Source organism: Pseudomonas sp. BF-RE-25, assembly GCF_019956105.1.
Taxonomy (GTDB): Bacteria; Pseudomonadota; Gammaproteobacteria; order Pseudomonadales; family Pseudomonadaceae; genus Aquipseudomonas; species Aquipseudomonas migulae.
Window position 1 is genome coordinate 1 of sequence record NZ_JAHBDB010000056.1, and the last position, 21409, is coordinate 21409.

The 21409-nt window shown below is 59.8% G+C and carries 19 protein-coding genes, 1 tRNA gene and 1 riboswitch; of the genes, 13 read left to right on the forward strand and 7 right to left on the reverse strand.

Annotated elements, in window-relative coordinates:
- Nucleotides 1-81: 81 nt before the first annotated feature.
- A complete protein-coding gene (locus tag KGB24_RS23100; RefSeq protein ID WP_008025782.1) occupies nt 82-549 on the reverse strand; it encodes a hypothetical protein in 468 nt (155 codons plus the stop codon).
- 167 nt (nt 550-716) lie between these two features.
- Nucleotides 717-959 (reverse strand): hypothetical protein, encoded by a 243-nt coding sequence (locus KGB24_RS23105; RefSeq protein WP_008025780.1) that lies wholly within the window; start codon nt 957-959, stop codon nt 717-719.
- A 276-nt stretch (nt 960-1235) separates the two neighbouring features.
- Nucleotides 1236-1336: riboswitch (guanidine-I (ykkC/yxkD leader) on the forward strand.
- A gap of 61 nt (nt 1337-1397) precedes the next feature.
- Between KGB24_RS23105 and KGB24_RS23110 the strand changes: the two genes are divergently transcribed.
- The 13 genes from KGB24_RS23110 to KGB24_RS23170 all read left to right on the forward strand — a co-directional run bounded on the left by KGB24_RS23110 (nt 1398) and on the right by KGB24_RS23170 (nt 16097).
- Entirely contained in the window at nt 1398-2465 is a 1068-nt protein-coding gene (locus tag KGB24_RS23110) for a putative urea ABC transporter substrate-binding protein (protein ID WP_008025779.1), read from the forward strand.
- Between the two features lie 15 nt (nt 2466-2480).
- Nucleotides 2481-3296: an ABC transporter permease gene (locus KGB24_RS23115; protein ID WP_008025776.1), complete on the forward strand. Its 816-nt coding sequence runs from the start codon at nt 2481-2483 to the stop codon at nt 3294-3296.
- Nucleotides 3293-4081, forward strand: coding sequence for an ABC transporter ATP-binding protein (locus tag KGB24_RS23120; RefSeq protein WP_223416110.1), 789 nt, complete (start codon nt 3293-3295; stop codon nt 4079-4081). Before KGB24_RS23115 ends, KGB24_RS23120 begins: the two co-directional genes overlap by 4 nt.
- Before the next feature lie 13 nt (nt 4082-4094).
- On the forward strand, nt 4095-4820 hold the full coding sequence (locus tag KGB24_RS23125; RefSeq protein WP_223416111.1) for an urea amidolyase associated protein UAAP1: 726 nt from the start codon (nt 4095-4097) through the stop codon (nt 4818-4820).
- A gap of 11 nt (nt 4821-4831) precedes the next feature.
- A complete protein-coding gene (locus tag KGB24_RS23130; RefSeq protein WP_223416112.1) occupies nt 4832-5473 on the forward strand; it encodes an urea amidolyase associated protein UAAP2 in 642 nt (213 codons plus the stop codon).
- A gap of 292 nt (nt 5474-5765) precedes the next feature.
- Nucleotides 5766-9383, forward strand: a complete 3618-nt coding sequence (uca, locus tag KGB24_RS23135) for an urea carboxylase (RefSeq protein ID WP_223416113.1) — start codon at nt 5766-5768, stop codon at nt 9381-9383.
- Between the two features lie 25 nt (nt 9384-9408).
- On the forward strand, nt 9409-11175 hold the full coding sequence (gene atzF, locus KGB24_RS23140; protein ID WP_223416114.1) for an allophanate hydrolase: 1767 nt from the start codon (nt 9409-9411) through the stop codon (nt 11173-11175).
- A 193-nt stretch (nt 11176-11368) separates the two neighbouring features.
- Nucleotides 11369-12856, forward strand: coding sequence for a sensor domain-containing diguanylate cyclase (locus KGB24_RS23145; RefSeq protein WP_223416115.1), 1488 nt, complete (start codon nt 11369-11371; stop codon nt 12854-12856).
- Nucleotides 12857-12862: 6 nt separating this feature from the next.
- Nucleotides 12863-13057 carry a cysteine-rich CWC family protein gene (locus tag KGB24_RS23150; RefSeq protein WP_008025763.1) on the forward strand — a complete coding sequence of 65 codons (195 nt, stop codon included), beginning with the start codon at nt 12863-12865 and terminating at the stop codon, nt 13055-13057.
- 57 nt (nt 13058-13114) lie between these two features.
- Nucleotides 13115-13807, forward strand: coding sequence for a pseudouridine synthase (locus KGB24_RS23155; protein WP_223416116.1), 693 nt, complete (start codon nt 13115-13117; stop codon nt 13805-13807).
- Between the two features lie 313 nt (nt 13808-14120).
- Nucleotides 14121-15005, forward strand: a complete 885-nt coding sequence (locus tag KGB24_RS23160) for an alpha/beta fold hydrolase (protein WP_223416117.1) — start codon at nt 14121-14123, stop codon at nt 15003-15005.
- A gap of 174 nt (nt 15006-15179) precedes the next feature.
- Nucleotides 15180-15253, forward strand: a tRNA-Gly gene (locus tag KGB24_RS23165).
- Nucleotides 15254-15542: 289 nt separating this feature from the next.
- A complete protein-coding gene (locus tag KGB24_RS23170) occupies nt 15543-16097 on the forward strand; it encodes a magnesium transporter (RefSeq protein ID WP_223416118.1) in 555 nt (184 codons plus the stop codon).
- A gap of 52 nt (nt 16098-16149) precedes the next feature.
- Here the strand turns inward: KGB24_RS23170 and KGB24_RS23175 are convergent, their stop codons facing one another.
- The 5 genes from KGB24_RS23175 to KGB24_RS23195 are packed head-to-tail and all read right to left on the reverse strand — an operon-like array spanning nt 16150 to nt 21222.
- On the reverse strand, nt 16150-16467 hold the full coding sequence (locus KGB24_RS23175) for a cytochrome C oxidase subunit IV family protein (protein WP_007988247.1): 318 nt from the start codon (nt 16465-16467) through the stop codon (nt 16150-16152).
- Nucleotides 16468-16521: 54 nt separating this feature from the next.
- On the reverse strand, nt 16522-17229 hold the full coding sequence (locus KGB24_RS23180) for a heme-copper oxidase subunit III family protein (protein ID WP_223416119.1): 708 nt from the start codon (nt 17227-17229) through the stop codon (nt 16522-16524).
- A 6-nt stretch (nt 17230-17235) separates the two neighbouring features.
- Complete coding sequence (locus KGB24_RS23185) at nt 17236-17928, reverse strand: cytochrome c oxidase subunit 3 (RefSeq protein ID WP_223416120.1); 693 nt, start codon at nt 17926-17928, stop codon at nt 17236-17238.
- Nucleotides 17925-19700, reverse strand: a complete 1776-nt coding sequence (ctaD, locus tag KGB24_RS23190; RefSeq protein WP_223416129.1) for a cytochrome c oxidase subunit I — start codon at nt 19698-19700, stop codon at nt 17925-17927. The genes KGB24_RS23185 and ctaD overlap by 4 nt, the downstream gene beginning before the upstream one ends.
- A 43-nt stretch (nt 19701-19743) precedes the next feature.
- Entirely contained in the window at nt 19744-21222 is a 1479-nt protein-coding gene (locus tag KGB24_RS23195) for a cytochrome c oxidase subunit II (protein ID WP_223416121.1), read from the reverse strand.
- Nucleotides 21223-21409 lie beyond the last annotated feature (187 nt).

The following is a 21409-nucleotide window of genomic DNA, read 5'->3' on the forward strand; positions in this document are numbered from 1 at the left end:
GTGTATCAGGCAGAATTATGTTGCCTGATACACCGCCTTCGCGAGCAAGCCCGCTCCCACAGGTATTGCATTCAACTCATGTTATCGGTGGCTGCCTCGGCCAGAGTGATCGCCGCGACCGTAGTGGTCACCTCGTCCACCGTGATTGCGTCCGCCACCACGGTAATCATTGTTCCAATTGCCACGGTTACGGCCATCCCAGCCGCCCCGGCCATTGCCGTCCCAACCGCGCCCCTGATGCGCCCGGTAATCGCTTCGTGGCGAAGGCTGGTAATAACGCGGTGCCGGTTGATAAACCCGCGGCTGGTAGTAGTACCGCGGCGTCGGCTGGTAATAGCGGGCCGGCGGTGAGTAATACCGGCGCGGCGAGGTGTAGTAACCGCCACTGGAGTAGTAACCCCCGCCATCTGAGTAGTACGGCGCGGGGGACGTGTAAACCTCGGAACTGTAGTAGCTGCCTCCTCCATCGGCATAGGGCACGCACGCGCCAAGTGACAATCCCAATACAGCCATCAGAAGAATTGGGCGGAGCTGTTTTCGACAGAGCATGGCGGCCTCCTGGACCGCGAGTGAGCCACACCAGCGACGCTGGCGAGCGACAGTCAATTATTCGGTGACTGTCGAAAGATCAGACATCGTTTTCGACATCCGGTGCGCTCTTGAAACAAGTTGAAACATCTAGCCGATGAAAGGTTTTTCATCTATTCACCCGCTGATTAATGGTGCCGCCCATGGTATCCACCGCCGTAATAACGAGGGTGATGCCCGCCCCAATAGTAGTAGCGATAGCCACCGTAAAAGCGCGGACCATAGTAATAACGCGGGCCGTAATAGTAGGAATACGGCGCATAGCCGGGGTAGTAATAAGGCGTGGAATACACGTCGTAGGTGCCGGCGTAGTAGTAGCAGCCGGACAACCCGACACCGAGCACAACGCCCAGTAACAGTCGACGAAACATGGCGGCCTCCTGAAAGACCACAGCCGATACAGCCGGCTGACACCTGTTTTGACTGGCAATGTGTTGGCGAGTGCCGGACGACGCCTGACCTTCGGATCAGCGGCCAGCCACGCTGCATCTCAGTGCACGGGCGCACCATCACAAAGCAGCGAACGGCCCTTGCGGCCTCCCGAAAAATGGCAATCCCCCGGCCCAGAGCGCTTCGAGCGACTTGGCACGGCTCTCGCTTTAGCAAACCCGTGCAGGAGTCATCACAGGTTCGCGGCACCACAATTTGCAATGGCTGACTAGGGTTCCGGCTCGCTAAGGCGAGTGACTGGTCCGAGAGTTGGCGACCTCCAGTTGAGGTTACACGGCGGGACAAAAGCCCGGGAGACAAGCCACCGTTCGCGGTGCCGCGTTGACTCCTGCCCGCCCTTGATCAACTGGAGAACCACCATGTCCCGACTTCGTTTACCCGCCCTCCTCGCCGCTGCCTTCGCAGCCATCGTGAGCGTCTCGTCCCAGGCCGCGCCAAAAGACCACTTCAGCGTCTGCTGGACCATCTACGCCGGCTGGATGCCCTGGGAATACGCCGGCAGCCAAGGCATCGTCGACAAATGGGCGAAGAAGTACGGCATCAAGATTGATGTGGTGCAGCTCAACGACTACGTCGAATCCATCAACCAATACACCGCCGGCCAGTTCGACGGCTGCACCATGACCAACATGGACGCGCTGACCATTCCGGCCGCCGGCGGCGTCGACAGCACCGCGCTGATCGTCAGCGACTTTTCCAACGGCAACGACGGCATCGTGCTCAAGGGCGACGGCAAGAAAGTCGCCGACCTCAAGGGCATGGACGTCAATCTGGTCGAGCTGTCGGTGTCCCATTACCTGCTGGCCCGGGCGCTGGACTCGGTGGACCTCACCGAGAAAGACCTGAAAGTGGTCAACACCTCCGACGCCGACATCTCCGCCGCTTTCAACACGGAGCAGGTCAACGCCGTCACCACCTGGAACCCGATGCTCTCGGACATCAAGGCCAAACCGGGCGTGACCGAAGTGTTCAATTCCAGCCAGATCCCCGGCGAGATCATGGACATGATGGTGGTCAACAGCGCCACCCTCAAAGACAACCCCGCCCTGGGCAAGGCACTGACCGGCGCCTGGTTCGAAGTGGTCGAGTTGATGAACGCGAAAAACGCCGCCAGCAAGGCTGCGCTCGAACACATGGCCAAGGCCTCGGGCACTGACCTCGCGGGTTTCCAGGCGCAACTCGACACCACCAAACTGTTCGCCACACCGCAAGAAGCCCTGGCGTTCTCCACCAGCAAGCAACTGCCGGAAACCATGCGCAAGGTCGCGGAGTTTTCCTTCCAGCACGGCTTGCTCGGTGAAGGTGCCAAGGACACCAGCGCGGTCGGCATGGCCTTCGCCAACGGCGTGACCAGCGGCGACAAGAGCAACCTCAAGCTGCGCTTCGATCCGAGTTACGTGCAGATGGCTGCCGACGCCAAGCTGTAACAAGAGGACCTGGCCATGCGCCTGATCAATCGCCACCCGGATCGCCCGAGTCGCCTGTTGTTGGTGATCCTGCCGTTCGCCCTGGTGCTGTTCGCCTACTTCATGGGCTCGGCCGAACGGCTGCTGGACAATCCTAACGACAAGCTGTTGCCGAGCGCCGTGCAAATGACCGACGCGGTAAAGCGCCTGGCGTTCACCGCCGACAGCCGCACCGGCGAATACGTGCTGTGGCAAGACACCGCGTCCAGCCTGCGTCGCCTGGCCATTGGTCTGGGCATCAGCGCGTTGGCCGGGCTGTGCCTGGGCATCGCCGCCGGCACGTTGCCGCTGTTCGGCGCGCCGTTGTCGCCGTTGCTGACGGTGCTGTCGATGGTGCCGCCGCTGGCGATCCTGCCGATTCTGTTCATCGTCTTTGGACTGGGGGAGTTATCGAAAGTGATGCTGATCGTGATCGGCATCACCCCGTGCCTGGCGCGGGATCTGGAACAGCGCGCCCGGGAAATACCGGTCGAGTTGCTGATCAAGGCCCAGACCCTCGGCGCTTCGACCTGGACGCTGATGCTGCGCGTGGTGCTCCCGCAATTGTTGCCGCGCCTGCTGATCTCGCTGCGGCTGATGCTCGGTTCGGCGTGGTTGTTCCTGATCGCCGCCGAAGCCATCGCCTCCACCGACGGCCTCGGTTACCGGATTTTCCTGGTACGCCGCTACCTGGCGATGGACGTGATCCTGCCGTACGTGGTGTGGATCACCCTGCTCGCCTGGCTGATGGATTGGGGCCTCAAGCGCCTGACTCAACGTGCGTTCCCTTGGTATGAAGGAGCCCGCGCATGAGCTTCATCACGGTAAAAAACGTCTGGCAGCAATACGCCGATCAAGTGGTGCTCGAGGGCTTGAACCTGAACGTCAACGAGGGTGAGTTCTGCACCTTGGTCGGCGCGTCGGGCTGCGGCAAATCGACCTTCCTGCGCCTGTTGCTCGGCCAGGAACGCGCCAGTCGCGGCGAGATTCTGCTGGACGGTCAACTGCTGGCCGGCGAACCGGATTCGAGCCGTGGCGTGGTGTTCCAGCGCTACTCGGTATTCCCGCACCTGACGGTGCTGGACAACGTCGCCCTCGGCCTCGAACTGCCGCGCTCGCCGCTGCTTGGGCGGTTGTTCGGCAACGCCAAAAAAGACGCTCGCGAACAGGCCTCGGTGCTGCTGCAAAAGGTCGGCCTCGGTCACTCGCTGGACAAGTACCCGGCGCAGCTCTCCGGCGGCATGCAGCAACGGTTGGCCATCGCCCAGGCGCTGATCATGAAACCCCGCGTGTTGCTGCTCGACGAACCGTTCGGCGCGCTCGATCCGGGCATCCGCAAAGACATGCACGCCTTGCTGCTGGAGCTGTGGCGCGAGACGCAACTGACGGTGTTCATGGTCACCCACGACCTATCCGAAGGTTTCAGCCTCGGCACGCGATTGCTCGTATTCGACAAGGTCCGCGTCGACCCGCACGCCCCCGGCGCCTATGGCGCGCGCATCACTTACGACATCCCTTTGAACAGCGACCGCCGCGCCACGCGCGCCGCCGTCGATGCTCTGCCGACTGAATTGGCGGGCACGCTTCGTACCGCATAAGAGGATTTTTCACATGACTGATTCGACCCAACTGTTTCCGCCCTTCGCCGAGGAAATGCTCCCCGGCGGCGGCCATCGCTCCTTCGTATTGAAACGCGGCCAATTGCTGCGCCTGACCGACCTGCGCGGCGGCGCCAACGTCAGCCTGACGCTGCTCAACGCCAACGAAAAAACCGAACGCCTGAACCTGCCCGACAGCCTCAAATGCCAACACACCGCCAAGCTCACCACGGGCCATTGTTTGTACTCGGACATGGGCCGCGTGCTGGCGGCAATCACCGCCGACACCTGCGGCTGGAGCGACAGCCTCGGCGGCGTGCTGTGCGCTGAAGAAGTCGCGGAAAAGTACGGCGCGGGCCGCTATCAGGAACTGCGCAACGGCTTCTTCCGCAACGGCACCGACAACCTGTTGGTGGAACTCGGCAAGTGGGGTTTGGGCCTGTCGGACTTGCTGATGACCCTCAACCTGTTCAGCCGCGTGAGCGTCGATGAAGCCGGGCGTTTTCACTTCGTCGAAGGCAACTCCAGGGCCGGCGACTACATCGAGTTGTACGCGCCGATGGACACGCTGGTGGTGCTCACCGCCCTGCAACACCCGATGGACCCGTCGCCGGAATACGCACCAAAACCGTTGAAGCTGAGCTGGATGAACGCCGACGCCAGTGTCGCCGAACACTGCCGCACCTCGCGCCCGGAAAACGAGCGCGGCTTCATCAACACCGACCGCCTGTTCGCCTGAGGATCGCTGCCATGTCACTCGCAATCGCTACCGCTCAAAAGCATCCAGAAACAGCGGTCTACCGCGCCACCATTCCCGCCGGCGAACCGTGGCTGATGGAGGTCAAGGCCGGCCAGACCCTGCGCATCCTCGACCTGGAAGGCAATCAGGCGGTTGATACGTTGTTCTACAGCGTCGCCAACCCGAAAGAACGCTACGACGTGCAACGCACCTTGCGCCGGCAGAACAGCGTCTACCTGAGCACCGGCAGCGTGCTCTATTCCAACCTCGGCAAACCGATGCTGACCATCGTCGCCGACACCTGCGGACGCCACGACACCCTCGGCGGTGCCTGCGCGCAAGAGAGCAACACCGTGCGTTACACCCTGGAAAAACGCTACATGCACAGCTGCCGCGACAACTACCTGCGCGCCTGCGTCCACGACGGGCGACTGGGCAAGGGCGACATCGGGCCGAACATCAACTTCTTCATGAACGTACCGGTCACGGCGGATGGCGGGCTGACGTTTGAGGACGGTATTTCGGCGCCGGGCAAGTACGTGGATTTGCGGGCGGAGATGGATGTGATCGTGCTGATTTCCAATTGTCCGCAACTGAATAACCCGTGCAATGCCTACAACCCTACGCCTGCGGAGCTGCTGGTATGGAACTGAAACTGAACCGTCTGCGCCGCTGGTTGTTTGCCCTGTGCCAGGCCCGTTCCGGGCAGTGCCTCAAACCTCAAGAACACCACCACCCACTGTAGGAGCGAGCCTGCTCGCGAAAAACCCAAGTGCGCCGCGGGGCATCTGGTTTTACGCGTAATCGTTCACGACCATCGCGAGCAGGCTCGCTCCTACAGGGGTCGGTGGTGGTTTGAAGTGAATTGGTTTTTTCCGCCGGGGACGACCCCGGCGCCCAACGAAAAACTGCGGGACGGCCCGCATCCCCTCCAGGGGTTATGCCATGTTCGAAAAAGTCCTGATTGCCAACCGTGGCGCCATTGCCTGCCGCGTCCTGCGCACCTTGCGTGAACTGCACGTCAAAGGTGTCGCCGTTTACTCCGAAGCCGATGCCGCGAGCCTGCACATCCTGCATGCCGATGAAGCCCACAGCCTCGGTGAAGGCGCAGCCGCCGGCACCTATCTGGCGGTGGATAAAATCCTCGCCATCGCCAAAGCCACTGGCGCCAAGGCGATCCATCCTGGCTACGGCTTCCTCTCGGAAAACGCCGCGTTCGCCGAAGCCTGCGAAGCCGCCGATATCGCGTTCATCGGCCCGACGCCAGAGCAACTTCGCGTGTTCGGCCTCAAACACACCGCGCGCGCCCTGGCCAAGCAACACGGCGTGCCGATGCTCGAAGGCACCGAGTTGCTCGACAGCCTCGACGCGGCATTGATCGCCGGCGATCAGGTCGGCTATCCGGTGATGCTCAAAAGCACTGCTGGCGGCGGTGGCATCGGCATGCGTGTGTGTCGCAGTGCTGAAGAGCTGAGTGAATCCTTCGAAGCCGTAAAACGCCTCGGCCAAAACAATTTCAGCGATGCCGGCGTGTTCATCGAGAAGTACATCCAACGCGCCCGACACCTGGAAGTTCAAGTGTTCGGCGACGGTCGCGGTGAAGTGATCGCCCTCGGCGTGCGCGACTGTTCGGTACAACGCCGCAACCAGAAAGTCCTCGAAGAAACCCCGGCGCCGAACCTGCCCGACGGCATGGCCGATGAGCTGTGCGCGGCGGCGATCAAACTGGCAAAAGCGGTGAACTACCGCAGCGCCGGCACCGTGGAATTTGTGTTCGACAGTGCAGACCAGCGCTTCTACTTTCTGGAAGTGAACACCCGTTTGCAGGTAGAGCACGGCGTCACCGAACAGGTGTGGGGCGTGGATCTGGTGCGCTGGATGGTGGAACTGGCGGCGGGTGATTTGCCGCCATTGAGCGTGTTGAGCCAAGGTTTGAAAGCCGAGGGCCATGCGATTCAGGCGCGGCTGTATGCGGAAGATCCGGGGCGCGATTTTCAACCGAGCCCCGGTTTGCTGACGGCTGTGAACTTCCCCACCGCCGATGGCAAACAGCTGCGGATCGACACCTGGGTCGAGGCCGGTTGCGAGATACCGCCGTACTTCGACCCGATGATCGCCAAGGTCATCTGCTGGGCGCCGACCCGCGAAGAAGCGCGTGCGGATTTGCATCAAGCACTGGGCGACAGCCAGCTCTACGGCGTGGAAACCAACCGCGATTACCTGCGGCAGATTTTGCTCGACGCGCCGTTCACCAGCGGCCAACCGTGGACCCGTTGCCTCGAAGGCCTGGTGTATCAGGCCAACACTTTTGAAGTGCTCAGCGCCGGTACGCAAACCAGCGTTCAAGACTATCCGGGGCGACTCGGTTATTGGGCCGTGGGCGTGCCGCCGTCAGGGCCGATGGACAGTCGCGCATTGCGATTGGGCAACCTTCTGCTGGGTAACGACGAAGGCGCCGCCGCGCTGGAAATCACCATGAGCGGGCCGTTGCTGCGCTTCAATTGCGACGCGGTGGTGGCGGTCACCGGAGCAGTGATTCCGCTGACGTTGAACGGCGAAACCGTGGCGATGAACACGGCGCTGTTGATTCCGGCGGGTGCCACGTTGAGTCTCGGCACGATTGGCGGCGCAGGCGCCCGCAGCTATCTGTGTGTGCGCGGCGGGCTGCAGGTGCCCGACTATCTGGGCAGCAAAAGCACCTTCACCCTCGGACAGTTTGGTGGCCATGGTGGTCGCGCATTACGGGCCGGCGATGTGTTGCATGTGCCGGCGTTGACCGATCAAAGCGTCGGTGAGCAACTGCCTGCAATCGCTGAGTTGCCTGCCGTGCGGCAGATCCGGGTGATCTACGGCCCCCATGGCGCACCGGAATATTTCACCGAAAACTACATCGGCACGTTTTTCGAAACTCAGTGGGAAGTGCATTTCAACTCCAGCCGCACCGGCGTGCGCCTGATCGGGCCGAAGCCGGAATGGGTGCGTGCTGACGGCGGTGAGGCGGGGCTGCATCCGTCGAATATCCACGACAATCCGTATGCAATTGGTGCCGTGGATTTCACCGGGGACATGCCGGTGATTCTGGGGCCGGACGGCCCAAGCCTCGGCGGGTTTGTGTGCCCGGTGACGGTGATCGAGGCGGATCTTTGGCAACTCGGCCAGCTCAAGGCCGGGGACAAAGTGCAGTTCCAGCCAGTCGATATCAAAACCGCCCGCACCCTCACCTTGAAATGGAACCCTTGTAGGAGCCGGCTTGCCGGCGATGAAGTTAATGCGGTGCCTGTTAGAGCCCCATCGCTGGCAAGCCGGCTCCTACAGTCGCCTGTGGTTTTGGATTTGGGTCAGGACGATACGCGGTTGGTTGCGCGACTGTCGGGGGATACGCACCTGTTGCTTGAGATCGGCGCACCAGAACTGGACCTGGTCCTGCGCTTCCGCGCCCACGCCCTCATGCAAGCCCTGGAAAGCAAACACCTGCACGGCGTGATCGACCTCACACCCGGCATCCGCTCGCTGCAAGTGCACTACCAACCCGAACAACTGCCGCTGGCCGATCTGCTCGGTATCGTCGCCGGTGAATGGGATGCGGTGTGCGCCGCCAAGGACCTGCAAGTGCCGTCGCGCATCGTCCATCTGCCGCTGTCCTGGGACGACCCGGCCTGCCAATTGGCGATCGAGAAATACATGACCACCGTGCGCAAGGACGCACCGTGGTGCCCGAGCAATCTGGAGTTCATCCGCCGCATCAACGACCTGCCGAACCTCGACGAAGTGCAGCGCACGGTGTTTGACGCCAGCTATCTGGTGATGGGGTTGGGCGACGTCTACCTCGGCGCGCCGGTCGCCACCCCGCTCGACCCGCGCCATCGTCTGGTGACCACCAAATACAACCCGGCCCGCACCTGGACTGCGGAAAACTCGGTGGGCATCGGCGGCGCGTACATGTGCGTGTACGGCATGGAAGGCCCCGGCGGTTATCAGTTCGTCGGTCGCACGTTGCAGATGTGGAACCGCTACCGTGAAGTCGCCGCATTCGATGGCAAACCGTGGCTGCTGCGCTTCTTCGATCAGATCCGTTTCTACCCGGTGAGCGCCGATGAACTGCTGCGCATCCGCCGGGATTTCCCCCTCGGGCGTTTCGATTTGAACATCGAACACAGCCAGTTGAACCTTGCGGATTACCAGGCGTTCCTGACCAAAGAGTCCTCGAGCATTGCAGCTTTTCGGGATCAACAGAAAGGCGCGTTCAACGCCGAGCGCGAGCGCTGGATCGCCAGCGGCCAGGCGCATTTCGACAGTGAGGAAGCGGCCCCGGAAACGACCGAAGACGCACCGTTGGCCAGTGGCGAAATGAGCGTCGACAGCCACATCGCCGGCAACCTCTGGCAGGTCCAGGTGGAGACCGGCAGCCGCGTTGCCGCCGGTGATGTGCTGGTGATTCTGGAGTCGATGAAGATGGAAATCCCGCTGCTCGCACCGATGGCCGGCGTGGTGCGCGAAATCCGCGTGCAACCGGGTTCGGCCGTGCGCGCCGGACAGCGCGTCGTGGTGCTGGAACTCGACTGAACCCATTTTGCAAAGGACTCACTTCATGACCATCAATCTGCAACTCGACGCCCTGCGCAGCGCCTACCGCGACGGCAGCATCACACCGCGACAGCTGCTGCTGGCCCTGCGCGATAAAGCCGCCGCCCTGAACCCGGACTATCACCTGTTCATTCATTTGCTCAGCATTGAAGAACTGGAGCCGTACCTCGCCGCGCTCGACGGCCGCGATATCGACAGCCTGCCGCTGTACGGCGTGCCGTTCGCGATCAAGGACAACATCGATCTGGCGGGCATTCCGACCACGGCAGCGTGCCCGGCATTTGCCTATGTGCCGCAGCAGTCAGCAACCATCGTCGAGCAATTGCTGGCGCTGGGCGCGATTCCGCTGGGCAAGACCAACCTCGACCAGTTCGCCACCGGCCTCAATGGCAGCCGCTCGCCGTATGGCGCGTGCCCGAACAGCGTGTTGCCGGAATATCCGTCGGGCGGTTCCAGCGCCGGTTCTTCGCTGGCGGTGGCGCTGGGCGTGGCGAGTTTTTCGTTGGGCACGGACACGGCGGGCTCGGGGCGAGTGCCGGCGGGGTTGAACAATCTGGTGGGGATGAAAGCCACCAAAGGGTTGATCTCCACGGCGGGCGTGGTGCCGGCGTGTCGTACGCTCGATTGCGTCACGACCTTCACCGCGACGGCTCGGGAAGCCAGTCAGTTGCTGGCGCTCACCGCGCATCTCGATCCACGGGACGAATACAGCCGCCGTAATCCGCTGTGGAATGACGGCTCGGCGTTCGGCACACCGCGCCCTTTCCGCTTCGGCGTACCGCGTGCGCAGGACCTGGAGTTCTTCGGTTGCCCTGAAGGTCCGCTGTTGTTCGGTGATGCCATCGACCGGCTCAAGGCGTTGGGCGGTGAAGCCGTGGAACTGGATTTGTCGCCTTTCCTTGAAGCGGCGCGCCTGCTGTATGAAGGCCCGTGGGTGGCGGAGCGCTACAGCGTCGCCGGCGAGTTGATGGAGCAAAATCCTCAAGCGGTATTGCCGGTGATTCGTGCGGTGCTGGCCAAGGCGCCGGCGGTGAACGGTGTGCAAACCTTCCGCGCCCAATATCGGCTGCAAGCCTTGAAAGCGCTGTGCGACAAGGCACTGGAAGGACTCGATTGCGTGGTCACGCCGACCATCGGCCGCCCCGTCACACTGGCAGAGCTTGAGGCTGAGCCGGTGCTGCGCAATTCGGAATTGGGTTACTACACCAACTTCATGAACCTGCTGGACTACGCCGCCGTCGCGGTGCCAAGCGGGTTCATGGGCAATGGTTTGCCGTGGGGCGTGACGGTGTTTGGCCGGGCATTTACCGATCAGTATTTGTTGAGTGTGGCGGATGCGTTTCAGCGTCGTTCTCCTGCGCCCGCAACGGTCGCGCGTAACGATCGTGCAAGGCTGGTGGTGTGTGGTGCGCATCTCGATGGGTTGGCGCTGAACTGGCAGTTGAAGCGGCGCGGCGCGACGTTGGTCGAGACGACGTTCAGTTCGCCGGACTATCAACTGTATGCATTGGCCGGTGGCCCGCCGTTTCGTCCGGGGATGGTGCGGGTGAAGGATGGCGGCGTAGCGATTGCGGTGGAGGTCTGGGAGTTGCCGAGCAGTGAACTGGGGTCGTTTTTGACCGGGATTCCGGCACCGCTGGGGTTGGGCAAGGTGCAACTGGCGGATGGGCGTTGGGAGAGTGGGTTTATCTGTGAGGCGTATGGGCTTGAGGGGGCGGTGGATATCAGTCATTTGGGTGGATGGCGTGCGTACCTGACAGATTTGAGGTGATCTTTCGATTCGCGGGCAAGCCTCGCTCCTACAGGGGATTGCGTAAACCTGTAGGAGCGAGGCTTGCCCGCGAAGACGTCAGCACAGGCACCACAAGACCTGATCCTCGCCGATTCACCCCACAAATCCCGCAGTTATTTCCCCGCAGTCCCACTAGAATGCTCCCCAACGGGCCACTGCCAACGGAATCGCCATGCTGCTTCACTCGCCGCTGTATTCGCAACGTTCGCTGGTCCTCACGCTGATCGCGCTGCTGGGCGCAGGTTTTCTCGCCACGTCATTTCTCAGCTACTACGCCTCGCGCGCCTCGATCCGCGACAACATCGTCAACACCGAGCTGCCGCTGACTTCGGACACGGTCTACTCGGAAATCCAGAAAGACCTCGTCAGACCAATCCTGATTTCCTCGATGATGTCCCGCGACACCTTCATGCGTGATTGGGTGGTCAACGGCGAACACGACCCCGACCAGATGACCCGCTACCTCAACGAGGTCATGACCCACTACGGCGCCTACACCGCATTCTTCGTCTCCAACGGCACGCTCACCTACTACCACGCCAAAGGCGTGCTCAAGCAGGTCAAGGTCACTGAGCCGCGCGATGCCTGGTATTTTCGCGTGCGTGACATGGCTGCCCCTTACGAGATCAACGTCGATCCGGACCTGGCCAACAAGGACAACCTGACGTTCTTCATCAACTACAAGGTCTACGACTACAACAACCGTTTCATCGGCGCGGCAGGCGTTGGTCTGACCGTCGATGCGGTGATCAAGCTGATCGACAAGTATCAACAGCGCTATCAACGCAGTGTGTATTTCGTCGACAGCTTCGGCCGATTGGTGCTTACCGGTGCCGAGGGTGGCCCGCAGGGCGCGCATATCGGCCAGAAACTCAGCGACCTTGAAAGCATGAAAGGCCTGGTCAGCCAGCTGCCCAAGCCCCACAGCGGCAGCTACGAATATTCCGTCCAGGGCCAGGGCCATTTCCTCAACGTGCGCTTCATTCCAGAACTGAACTGGTACCTGTTCGTCGACAAACGCGAAGACGGCGCCCTCAACGAAATCCGCCAGTCGCTGTACCTCAACCTGTTGATTTGCCTGCTCGTGACCCTGACTGTGCTGGCCCTGCTCAACCGGGTGATCAAGCGTTATCAGGGCAAGATCCAGGCGCAGGCGACCCTCGACAGCCTGACCGAACTGCCGAACCGTCGCGGCTTCGATCTGCTGGCCGCACAAGCCATGCACGAAGCCCAACGCGAGCCGAAACCGCTGACCGCATTGCTGCTGGATCTAGACCACTTCAAGGCCTTGAACGACACCTACGGTCACCTCGCCGGCGATCAGGTGCTGATCGGCTTCGCAAGGGATCTGGAGAGTTGCCTGCGCCATTCCGACATCGTCTGCCGTTGGGGCGGCGAAGAATTCATCGTGCTGCTCAAGGACACGGACGGTGAGACCGGTCTGATGATTGCCGAGAAAATTCGTCAGCATGTCGAAGAACAGCTTTATGCCTACAACGGTCACGCCTTGCAGCTGACGGTCAGCATTGGCTTGACCACGCTGCAACCGGATGACACCTTGCACACCCTGCTCTCCCGCGCTGATCATGCGATGTATCGGGCCAAGCAATCCGGTCGTAACCGTACCTGCGCGGAGATGCCTCACACCAGTTATGCATAGTCCTACATGAACAAGCCTGAATTCTGCCCGGCCTGCGGCGCCTCCAACGACTGCACCCTGGCCGACCCGCGAACCGCCGATCGGGCCTGCTGGTGCTACGGCGTCAGCATCGACCCGGCAGTGCTCGAAGCACTGCCGCCCGAACTGCGCGACAAATCCTGCCTGTGCCCGCGCTGCGCGCAGGTCGAGGCGCAGTTGTAAGCATCCTTGTGGCCGATCACGTAAGATGCGCGGCCCGTTTCCTGCCGATCTCACTTCATGCGCGTTGACCGTTTCCTCAGCAACCTGCCCCGCTTCAACCGTAAGCAGGTTCGCCTGTTGCTGGTGGAAAAGCGCGTGCGGGTCGACGGAAAAATCGTCAGCGACCCTCACACCGAGGTGCTGGAGTTCAGCCGCGTCGAAGTCGATCAAGAAGTGCTGCAACTCGGCAAACCCGCCCGCTACTTCATGCTGCACAAGCCACCCGGTTGCGTCAGCGCCACTCGTGACCCGGAGCACCCGACGGTGCTCGATCTGTTCGACGAGCCGGACAAGGACGACCTGCACATCGCCGGCCGCCTGGACTTCAACACCACCGGCCTGATGCTGATCACCAACGACGGCAGCTGGTCGAGACGCCTGACCCAGCCGCAGACCAAATTGCCCAAGGTCTACTACGTCGAGACCGAGCAAGACATCGGCCCGGAATATGCTTTGAAATTCAGCGAAGGCCTGTACTTCGCCTTCGAAGACCTCACTACGCTGCCGGCCGAGCTGGCGCTGCTCGGGCCGAAGTCAGCACGGTTGAGCATCGTCGAAGGCCGTTATCACCAGGTGAAGCGGATGTTCGGCCACTTCGACAACAAAGTGCTGCGCCTGCACCGCGAACGCATGGGCCCGCTGGTGCTCGACAGCACGTTGAAACCGGGCGAATACCGCCCTTTGAGCGATGAAGAGATCGGATTGATCTAAGCAGCCTACCGCTCAGCAGAAGTTGTCGAACAATTTACGAATGGCACTTGCGCGATGCCAACTCCCCTGCTTGAATCAGGTCGTCAGCCGAAATGTGACTGACGAGTCACAACATACGTCTAAGAAACTTTTTGTCGGTTAGAGAACCTCAAGGTTCCGCCTCAGACCGACAGACTGCCCGCCAATAACAATACCCGTCGACCGGACTGCAATGGATCGACATGGGCCTTCAAATTCCAGGCATATGCCTACCTGTCACAAAGCTCGTGCAATCTCATTTGCGCGCATACCCGCTTGCCAGGAGTCTTATGACATGAGGCCAGAAATCGCTGTGCTGGATATACAAGGTCAGTATCGGGTTTACACGGAGTTCTATCGCGCAGACGCCGCAGAGAAGACCATTATCTTGGTCAACGGCTCGATGGCCACGACTGCGTCGTTTGCACAAACCGTGAAAAACCTCCACCCGCAGTTCAATGTGGTCTGCTACGACCAGCCCTACGCGGGCAAGTCAAAAGCCCACAACCTGCATGAGAAATTGCTGACCAAGGAAGTCGAAGGGCAGATCCTCCTGGAGCTGATCGACCACTTCGCCGCCGAACACGTGCTGTCGTTTTCCTGGGGCGGCGCCGCGACCCTGGTCGCCCTCGCCCAACAACCGCGACGGATCGAAAAAGCCGTGATCAGCTCGTTCTCCCCGGAGATCAACGCGCACATGCTCGACTACCTCGAGCGCGGCGTCGATTACCTCGGCAGCCGTGACGGCGACCGGGTCGGCAACCTGGTGAACAGCACCATCGGCAAACACCTGCCGACCCTGTTCAAGCGCTTCAACTACCGTCACGTCAGCAGCCTGGCCGATCATGAATACGGGCAGATGCACTTCCACATCAGCGACCTGCTGCACAGCGACCGCCAGTGCTTCTTCAAGGCGGCAGAGAAAATCAACGTGCCGGTGCTGTTCATGAACGGCGAATGGGACGAATACACCGCCGCCGATGGCGCGCGATTGTTCGCCAACCACGTGCAACAAGCCACGTTCACGACGCTGGATGCGACGGGCCACTTTCTCGACATGGAACACAAAGCCGCCTGCCGAGACAGTCGCAATGCGTTGCTGGGTTTCCTGAAACCTGAGCAACAGGCAAGCCGACCGCGTTACCACTACGTCCAGGACCACCATGCATTGTCCATCTGAAACAGCGTCATCGCGAGCAAGCTTCGCCGCCTAATGCAGTCCTGTAGGAGCGAGGCTTGCCCGCGAACGACCGTCACCCGGTCCGATGTCTTGTTTCACCTGTGCCAAAGCCCTCACGCGCAAAGAAAAACTTCATTTTCATGCGCACATCTGGTACAAAGTCAGCCGCTCTGAGCGGGTGTCGTATAATGGCATTACTCCAGCTTCCCAAGCTGATAACGAGGGTTCGATTCCCTTCACCCGCTCCAATCGAATTTATGTCTCACGTCAGGATGATTTTGACGGGAGATGCAGAAACACAAAAAACCGGTCCAAGTGACCGGTTTTTTTGTGCCCTGAATTTGCAGTCCCGCGAGCCTGCCGCAAGGCCAGCCGGCCCGATGCCCTACCCTGCCCGCACGCCATGCAGTGCTATACTTTTCATGGCTTGAACGAAGTGAGAAGCGTTGCCCACGGGTACCGATACCGACTGCAAATTCCGGCAAACAGCTGCAAGACAAAGGAGGTCTACGGCAAGCACGGGATGGGAGGTGTGGCATGAATCGACACTATTACATCAGTGACAATCTCGACGACCTTGAAGCCGTTGAAAATGAACTGGAAGCCAACGGCATCAATTCCGAACAAATCCATGTGCTCAGCGAACATGTGGCTGATGTTGAACAACATCACCTGCACGAGATCAACTCGTTGATGGAGCAGGATGTCGTTCACTCTGGCGAAATCGGTGCGGTGATCGGTTTGCCACTCGCCGCGTTGGTCCTTGGCGGCGCCTACTGGCTGGGCTGGACCGAATCCGTCGCAGGCTGGATGCCTTTTATCTTTCTCGCCGTTGTTGTATTCGGCTTCTGCATCTGGGAAGGCGGTTTTTTTGGTATTCAGGTGCCAAACGCTCACTTCCGCAGTTTTAAACAGGTGGTAGAAGAGGGAAAACACATTTTCTTTGTGGACGTCGAGCCGAACCAGGAGCCGGTATTGGACGGGGTTATCGGACACCATCCACTGCTGAAGATCGCCGGTACGGGCACGGCAGCCCCTCACTGGACAGTCGCCTGGCTGCACAGGTGGCATCAGTTCAAACGAACGATATAACGGCATTGGTTGCCGATCAGTCCCCGGAGGCTCAAGGTCGTCCGGGCGTTTCCTATTGACCGAAGAAAATCACCCGGCTGAGAAACACATAGTCCGCCTCGGTGGCCATCAGTCCGACAAGCACCAGCAAACACAACGGTGGCACCAGGATGGCGTAGACCATGGCCAATCGTTCCCAGGCCATGTGCATGAAGATGGAGACGATCAAACCGGCCTTCAGCAACATGAAGGTGATGATCAGGGCCCAGCGAAGGTAGCCGTGGAAGTGAAAGTAATCGACCAGGTACGACAGGGTACTGAGGACGAATAACAGCCCCCAGATTTTCAGGTACAGGCTGATCGGATGTTGCTGACCTTGAGCATGCGCCATCATCAGTGCTCCTCTGCGGATCCTGCTCTCCCCTTCATGAACAGCGTCCCGGACTTACCATAAGTAGAAAAACGCAAAAATAAACACCCACACCAAATCCACGAAGTGCCAGTACAGCCCGGCTATCTCGACGTTTTGATAGTTTCCGGAGCGCTCATAATCTCCCCGCAGTACTTTCCTCGCCACGATGCTGAGGTAGAGGGCGCCGATGGACACGTGCAGGCCGTGAAAACCGGTAATCATGAAAAAGCTGGCGCCAAATTGCGCCGCTCCCATGGGGTTCCCCCAGGGACGTACCCCTTCTGCGATGAGCTTGCTCCATTCAAATGCCTGCATGCCGACGAAGGTCACGCCCAAGGCAGCGGTCGCCAACATCAGGGCGGTGGTTTTCGCGCGATCACGGCGATAGGCATAGTTCACGGCCATGGCCATGGTGCCGCTGCTGCTGATCAGCACAAACGTCATGATGGCGATCAGAATCAGCGGGATTTCTCGACCGGCGATGGTCAAGGCGAACACTTCACTGGGGTTTGGCCAGGCCGTGGTGATGGTCATGCGAACCGACATGTAGCCGGTCAAGAAACAGGTGAATATAAATGTGTCGCTGAGCAGGAATATCCACATCATCGCCTTGCCCCAAGGCACCTGCTTGAAAGCCTCCTTGTCCGAGGCCCAGTCATTGGCGATGCCTTGCCATCCTGGTGCAGACGGCGAGCCGAGGGTATTTGAGCTTTCGCCTGGAGCTTGTGGATGCGATGCCATGGCTGATCACCTCAAGCCGCAGAGTCTGGCAATGGCTTCATAAGTCTGTGGCGTGCTGGTCAGCAAAGCGAATAACACAATCCACAGACCCAATAAGTAATGCCAGTAGATGGCACAGAGTTCGACGCTGGCGCTGAGTTGCGGCAACGGCACGCGATTCAGGAATCTGGCGACGGTTCTGCCCCAGGCAACCAACCCGCCCAGCAGGTGGAGCCCGTGCACACCGGTCAACAGGTAGAAGAAGCTATTGGCCGGGTTGCTGGCGACAAAGTAGCCCCAGGCGACAAACTGCTGCCAGACCCAGAACTGCCCCGCCAGAAAGGCAATTGCAAATACGCCTCCCACTACAAAGCCAATGACCGTTGCGTTCAGCCGAGCCTGGCGAGCGGCCATGCGCGCCCACTGCAACGCGATGCAACTCAACACCAGAAATGCCGAATTCACCCAGAGTTGCCATGGATTGGCTAACGGCGCCAAGGGCTCTGTCAGCGGTAGCCAGTCAGACATTTGTGAACGGGCGATAGAGGCCAGCAGAAAGAGAAAGAACAACGAACTCACCACGACCAGAAACAGGCGCAGGCCTATTTTTGCGGTCTGGTTTCGATTGGCACCTTCAGCGGACTGAATCCCTTCGGGATCACGACTCCAGCTGCCGTTGGGGTCTGCGCCATCGGCGTTTTTCAACAGCAGTCTGTTCATGTTTTAACGTCCGCTGCCCGGGTTCCGGCACTGAGCTGCCGCATCTGTTCCAGCTCCTCGGCGGAGATTGTTTGCGGCACGAAATCCTGTTCGATCCCCGGAACGCTGTAGTCATAGGCCCAACGATGCACGACCGGCAGCTTCGCGCCCCAGTTACCGTGTATCGGCGGAGTGTTCGGCGTTTGCCATTCCAGGCTGGCCGCGCCCCACGGGTTGCCGCCGGCGGGCTTGCCCTTGAATGTGCTCCAGGCCAGGTTGAACACAAACAGCAGCTGGGAAACGCCGACGGTCAAGGCCACCACCGTAATGAAAGCATTCAACTCTTGCGCCGACTGCGGGATGAACGCGTAGTTGTCATAAGCGTAATAACGGCGCGGCATGCCCTGGAAACCCAGGTAGTGCATGGGGAAGAAGATGGCGTAGGTGCCCAGGAAAGTAATCCAGAAATGCAACTTGCCCAGCGTGTCATTCAACAGGCGCCCGGTGACTTTCGGGAACCAGTGATAAATGCCGCCAAACACCACCAGTACCGGCGCGACGCCCATGACCATATGGAAATGGGCGACGACGAAATAGGTGTCCGAGAGCGGAATGTCCACGATCACATTGCCGAGAAACAACCCGGTCAGGCCACCGACCAGGAAGGTGACGATAAAGGCCAGGGCAAACAGCATCGGCACGGTCAGATGAATGTCGCCGTGCCACAGGGTCAGCACCCAGTTGTAGACTTTCAGTGCAGTCGGCACCGCGATGATCAAGGTGGTGACGGCGAAGAAAAAGCCAAAGTACGGGTTCATTCCGCTGACATACATATGGTGCGCCCAGACCACAAAGCTGAGCACGCCAATTGCGATAATGGCCCACACCATCATTCGGTAACCGAAGATGTTTTTCCGCGCATGGGTGCTGATCAGGTCCGAGACCAGGCCAAACGCCGGGAGCGCAACGATGTAGACCTCCGGGTGGCCGAAGAACCAGAACAGGTGCTGGAACAAGATGGGGCTGCCCCCTTGATGATCGAGTTGCTGCCCCAGCGAGATGATCGCCGGCATAAAGAAACTGGTGCCCAACAGTTTGTCGAACAGCATCATGACAGCGCTGACAAACAACGCCGGGAACGCCAGCAAGGCCATGATCGAGGCCATGAAGATTCCCCACACGGAGAGCGGCATGCGAAACAACGTCATGCCGTGGGTGCGCGCCTGCAACACCGTGGTGACGTAGTTCAACCCGCCCATGGTGGCGGCAACAATAAAAATCGCCAGAGAGACGAGCATCAGGACGATGCCCCACTCGACCCCCGGTGTCCCCTGAGTAATGGACTGTGGCGGATAGAGCGTCCAGCCCGAACCGGTGGGGCCGCCCGGGACAAAGAAACTGGAGAGCAACACCACGACCGCCAACAGGTAGAACCAGTAGCTGAGCATGTTGACGTAGGGGAAGACCATGTCGCGGGCGCCCACCATCAGCGGGATCAGGTAGTTGCCGAAGCCCCCCAGAAACAAGGCTGTCAGCAAATAAATAACCATGATCATGCCGTGCATGGTCATCGCCTGGTAATAAGCACTGGCGTCCATGAACGCCAAACTGCCGGGGAAGCCAATCTGCATGCGCATCAAGCCGGACAGCACCACGGCGATAAGACCCACGAACAGCGCCGTCAAGGAATATTGAACGGCAATGACCTTGTGGTCCTGACTCCAGATGTATTTGGTCAGGAAACTTTTCGGCTCGTGCAGTGCCTCTGTTTCGGCTTGCTCCGCATAGGCCATCACGTCATCCTCCTGCCGAAGTTTCAGTGTGTTTCTGGCGGCTTTACGGCGATTTCCCTGGCTCAGCCTTGCTCGCTTCAGCGTCAGCATTCGCTTTGGATTTGATAAAAGCGATCAGGGCGTTCAGCTCCTTGTCGCTCGGCGTGAAGGGCGGCATAACGGCTGCGTAGCCCTTGACGATTTTGGCAGCGGGATTGAGAACCGACTCTTTCAAATAGCCCTCATCAACCTTGATGCTCGTACCGTCGGCAAGGGTTTCTGCCTTGCCATACAGGCCCTGCCAACCGGGGCCGATACCCTTGCTGCCATCAACACTGTGACAGGCCAGACAACCGAGCGACTGCGCCAGCCGCTGTCCCTGTGCCACCAGGTCGTCACCTGAGCCCGACACGTCGCCGGTAGACGGTTCTTCGGCTGGCTGCCCGGCACCCAGCGATTTGATCAGGGCGATGAGAGCACCCAATTCATCATCCTTGAGAGTATAGGCCACCATCACCGGCGGGTAGCCTTGCACCAGGCGGGCCTTCGGATCGAGGATCGACTCTTTGAGGTAAGCCTCATCGACCTGCACGCTGCTGCCATCGGCGAGTTGTTCGGTGCGGCCGTACAAGCCCTTCCATCCTGGGCCGAGACTGGCACTGCCATCCTGGCTATGGCAGGCATGGCAGCCGTATTGCTCGACCAGTTGGCGACCTTTCTCCAGCACGCTGTCCCGACCGGGCCTGGCGGCCGTGGTCAATGTCTGCGCAAAGGTCGGTTGGCTGCCCAGCCACTGAGCGAAGGCGGCCTGGTCTACCACGATCATATCGCCGCGCATATTGTAATGACCGACGCCGCAATACTCGGCACACAGCACTTCATACTTGCCCATGACAGTTGGCGTAAACCAGAAGTACGACACCATTCCCGGCACCATGTCCATCTTGCTGCGAATCTGCGGTATATAAAAATTGTGCAGAACATCTTTGGAACGCAACAAGACTTTCACCGGCTGATCGATCGGAAGACGAACTTCATTACTTCTGACTATTACATCGTCCTGTCCAACAGGGTCCTTGGGATCAAGACCGAGTGGATTGACCGAATCAACAAGCTTGATATCCGACTTCCCCAACTTCCCGTCCTGGCCCGGAAAACGAAAAGCCCATTGCCATTGCTGGGCGACCACCTCAAGTTCATACGCATTTTTGGGCACCCGGATGAAATCGTTATAAACAACAAGACCTGGCGCCAACATCCCGGCAATCCCGATCGACGTCACGACAATCAACCAGAATTCCAAGCGTTTATTTTCTGGCTGGTAGGCGGCCCTGACGCCTTCCTTGTGACGGAAACGCATGACGGCCACCGCCATGAACACGGTGATGGCGATGAAAAATATCCCGCTGATGACCAGCGTGATGAACAGCGTGGTGTCTATTGAACCCCAATTGGAAGCTGGTGGTGCCGCATGCCAGGGCGCTAATAAATGAAAGAGCACGGATGCAATAACGATCAGGACAAGAATAATTGCCATTGCCATTTTGCCTTCTTCCTATTCCTGTCACTCATTGGCATGCATAAGCATCCCCACAGAACAGCAGCGTCTAATCACGACTCATCCGACGCCAAAACAGGCTGACCCAATACCACCTTTCGTCGTGGCAAAGTTCGCTGGAAGTATAGTTCATGGGCGCTACAGACGCTGTTGCTACAAGGCCCGCGCACCT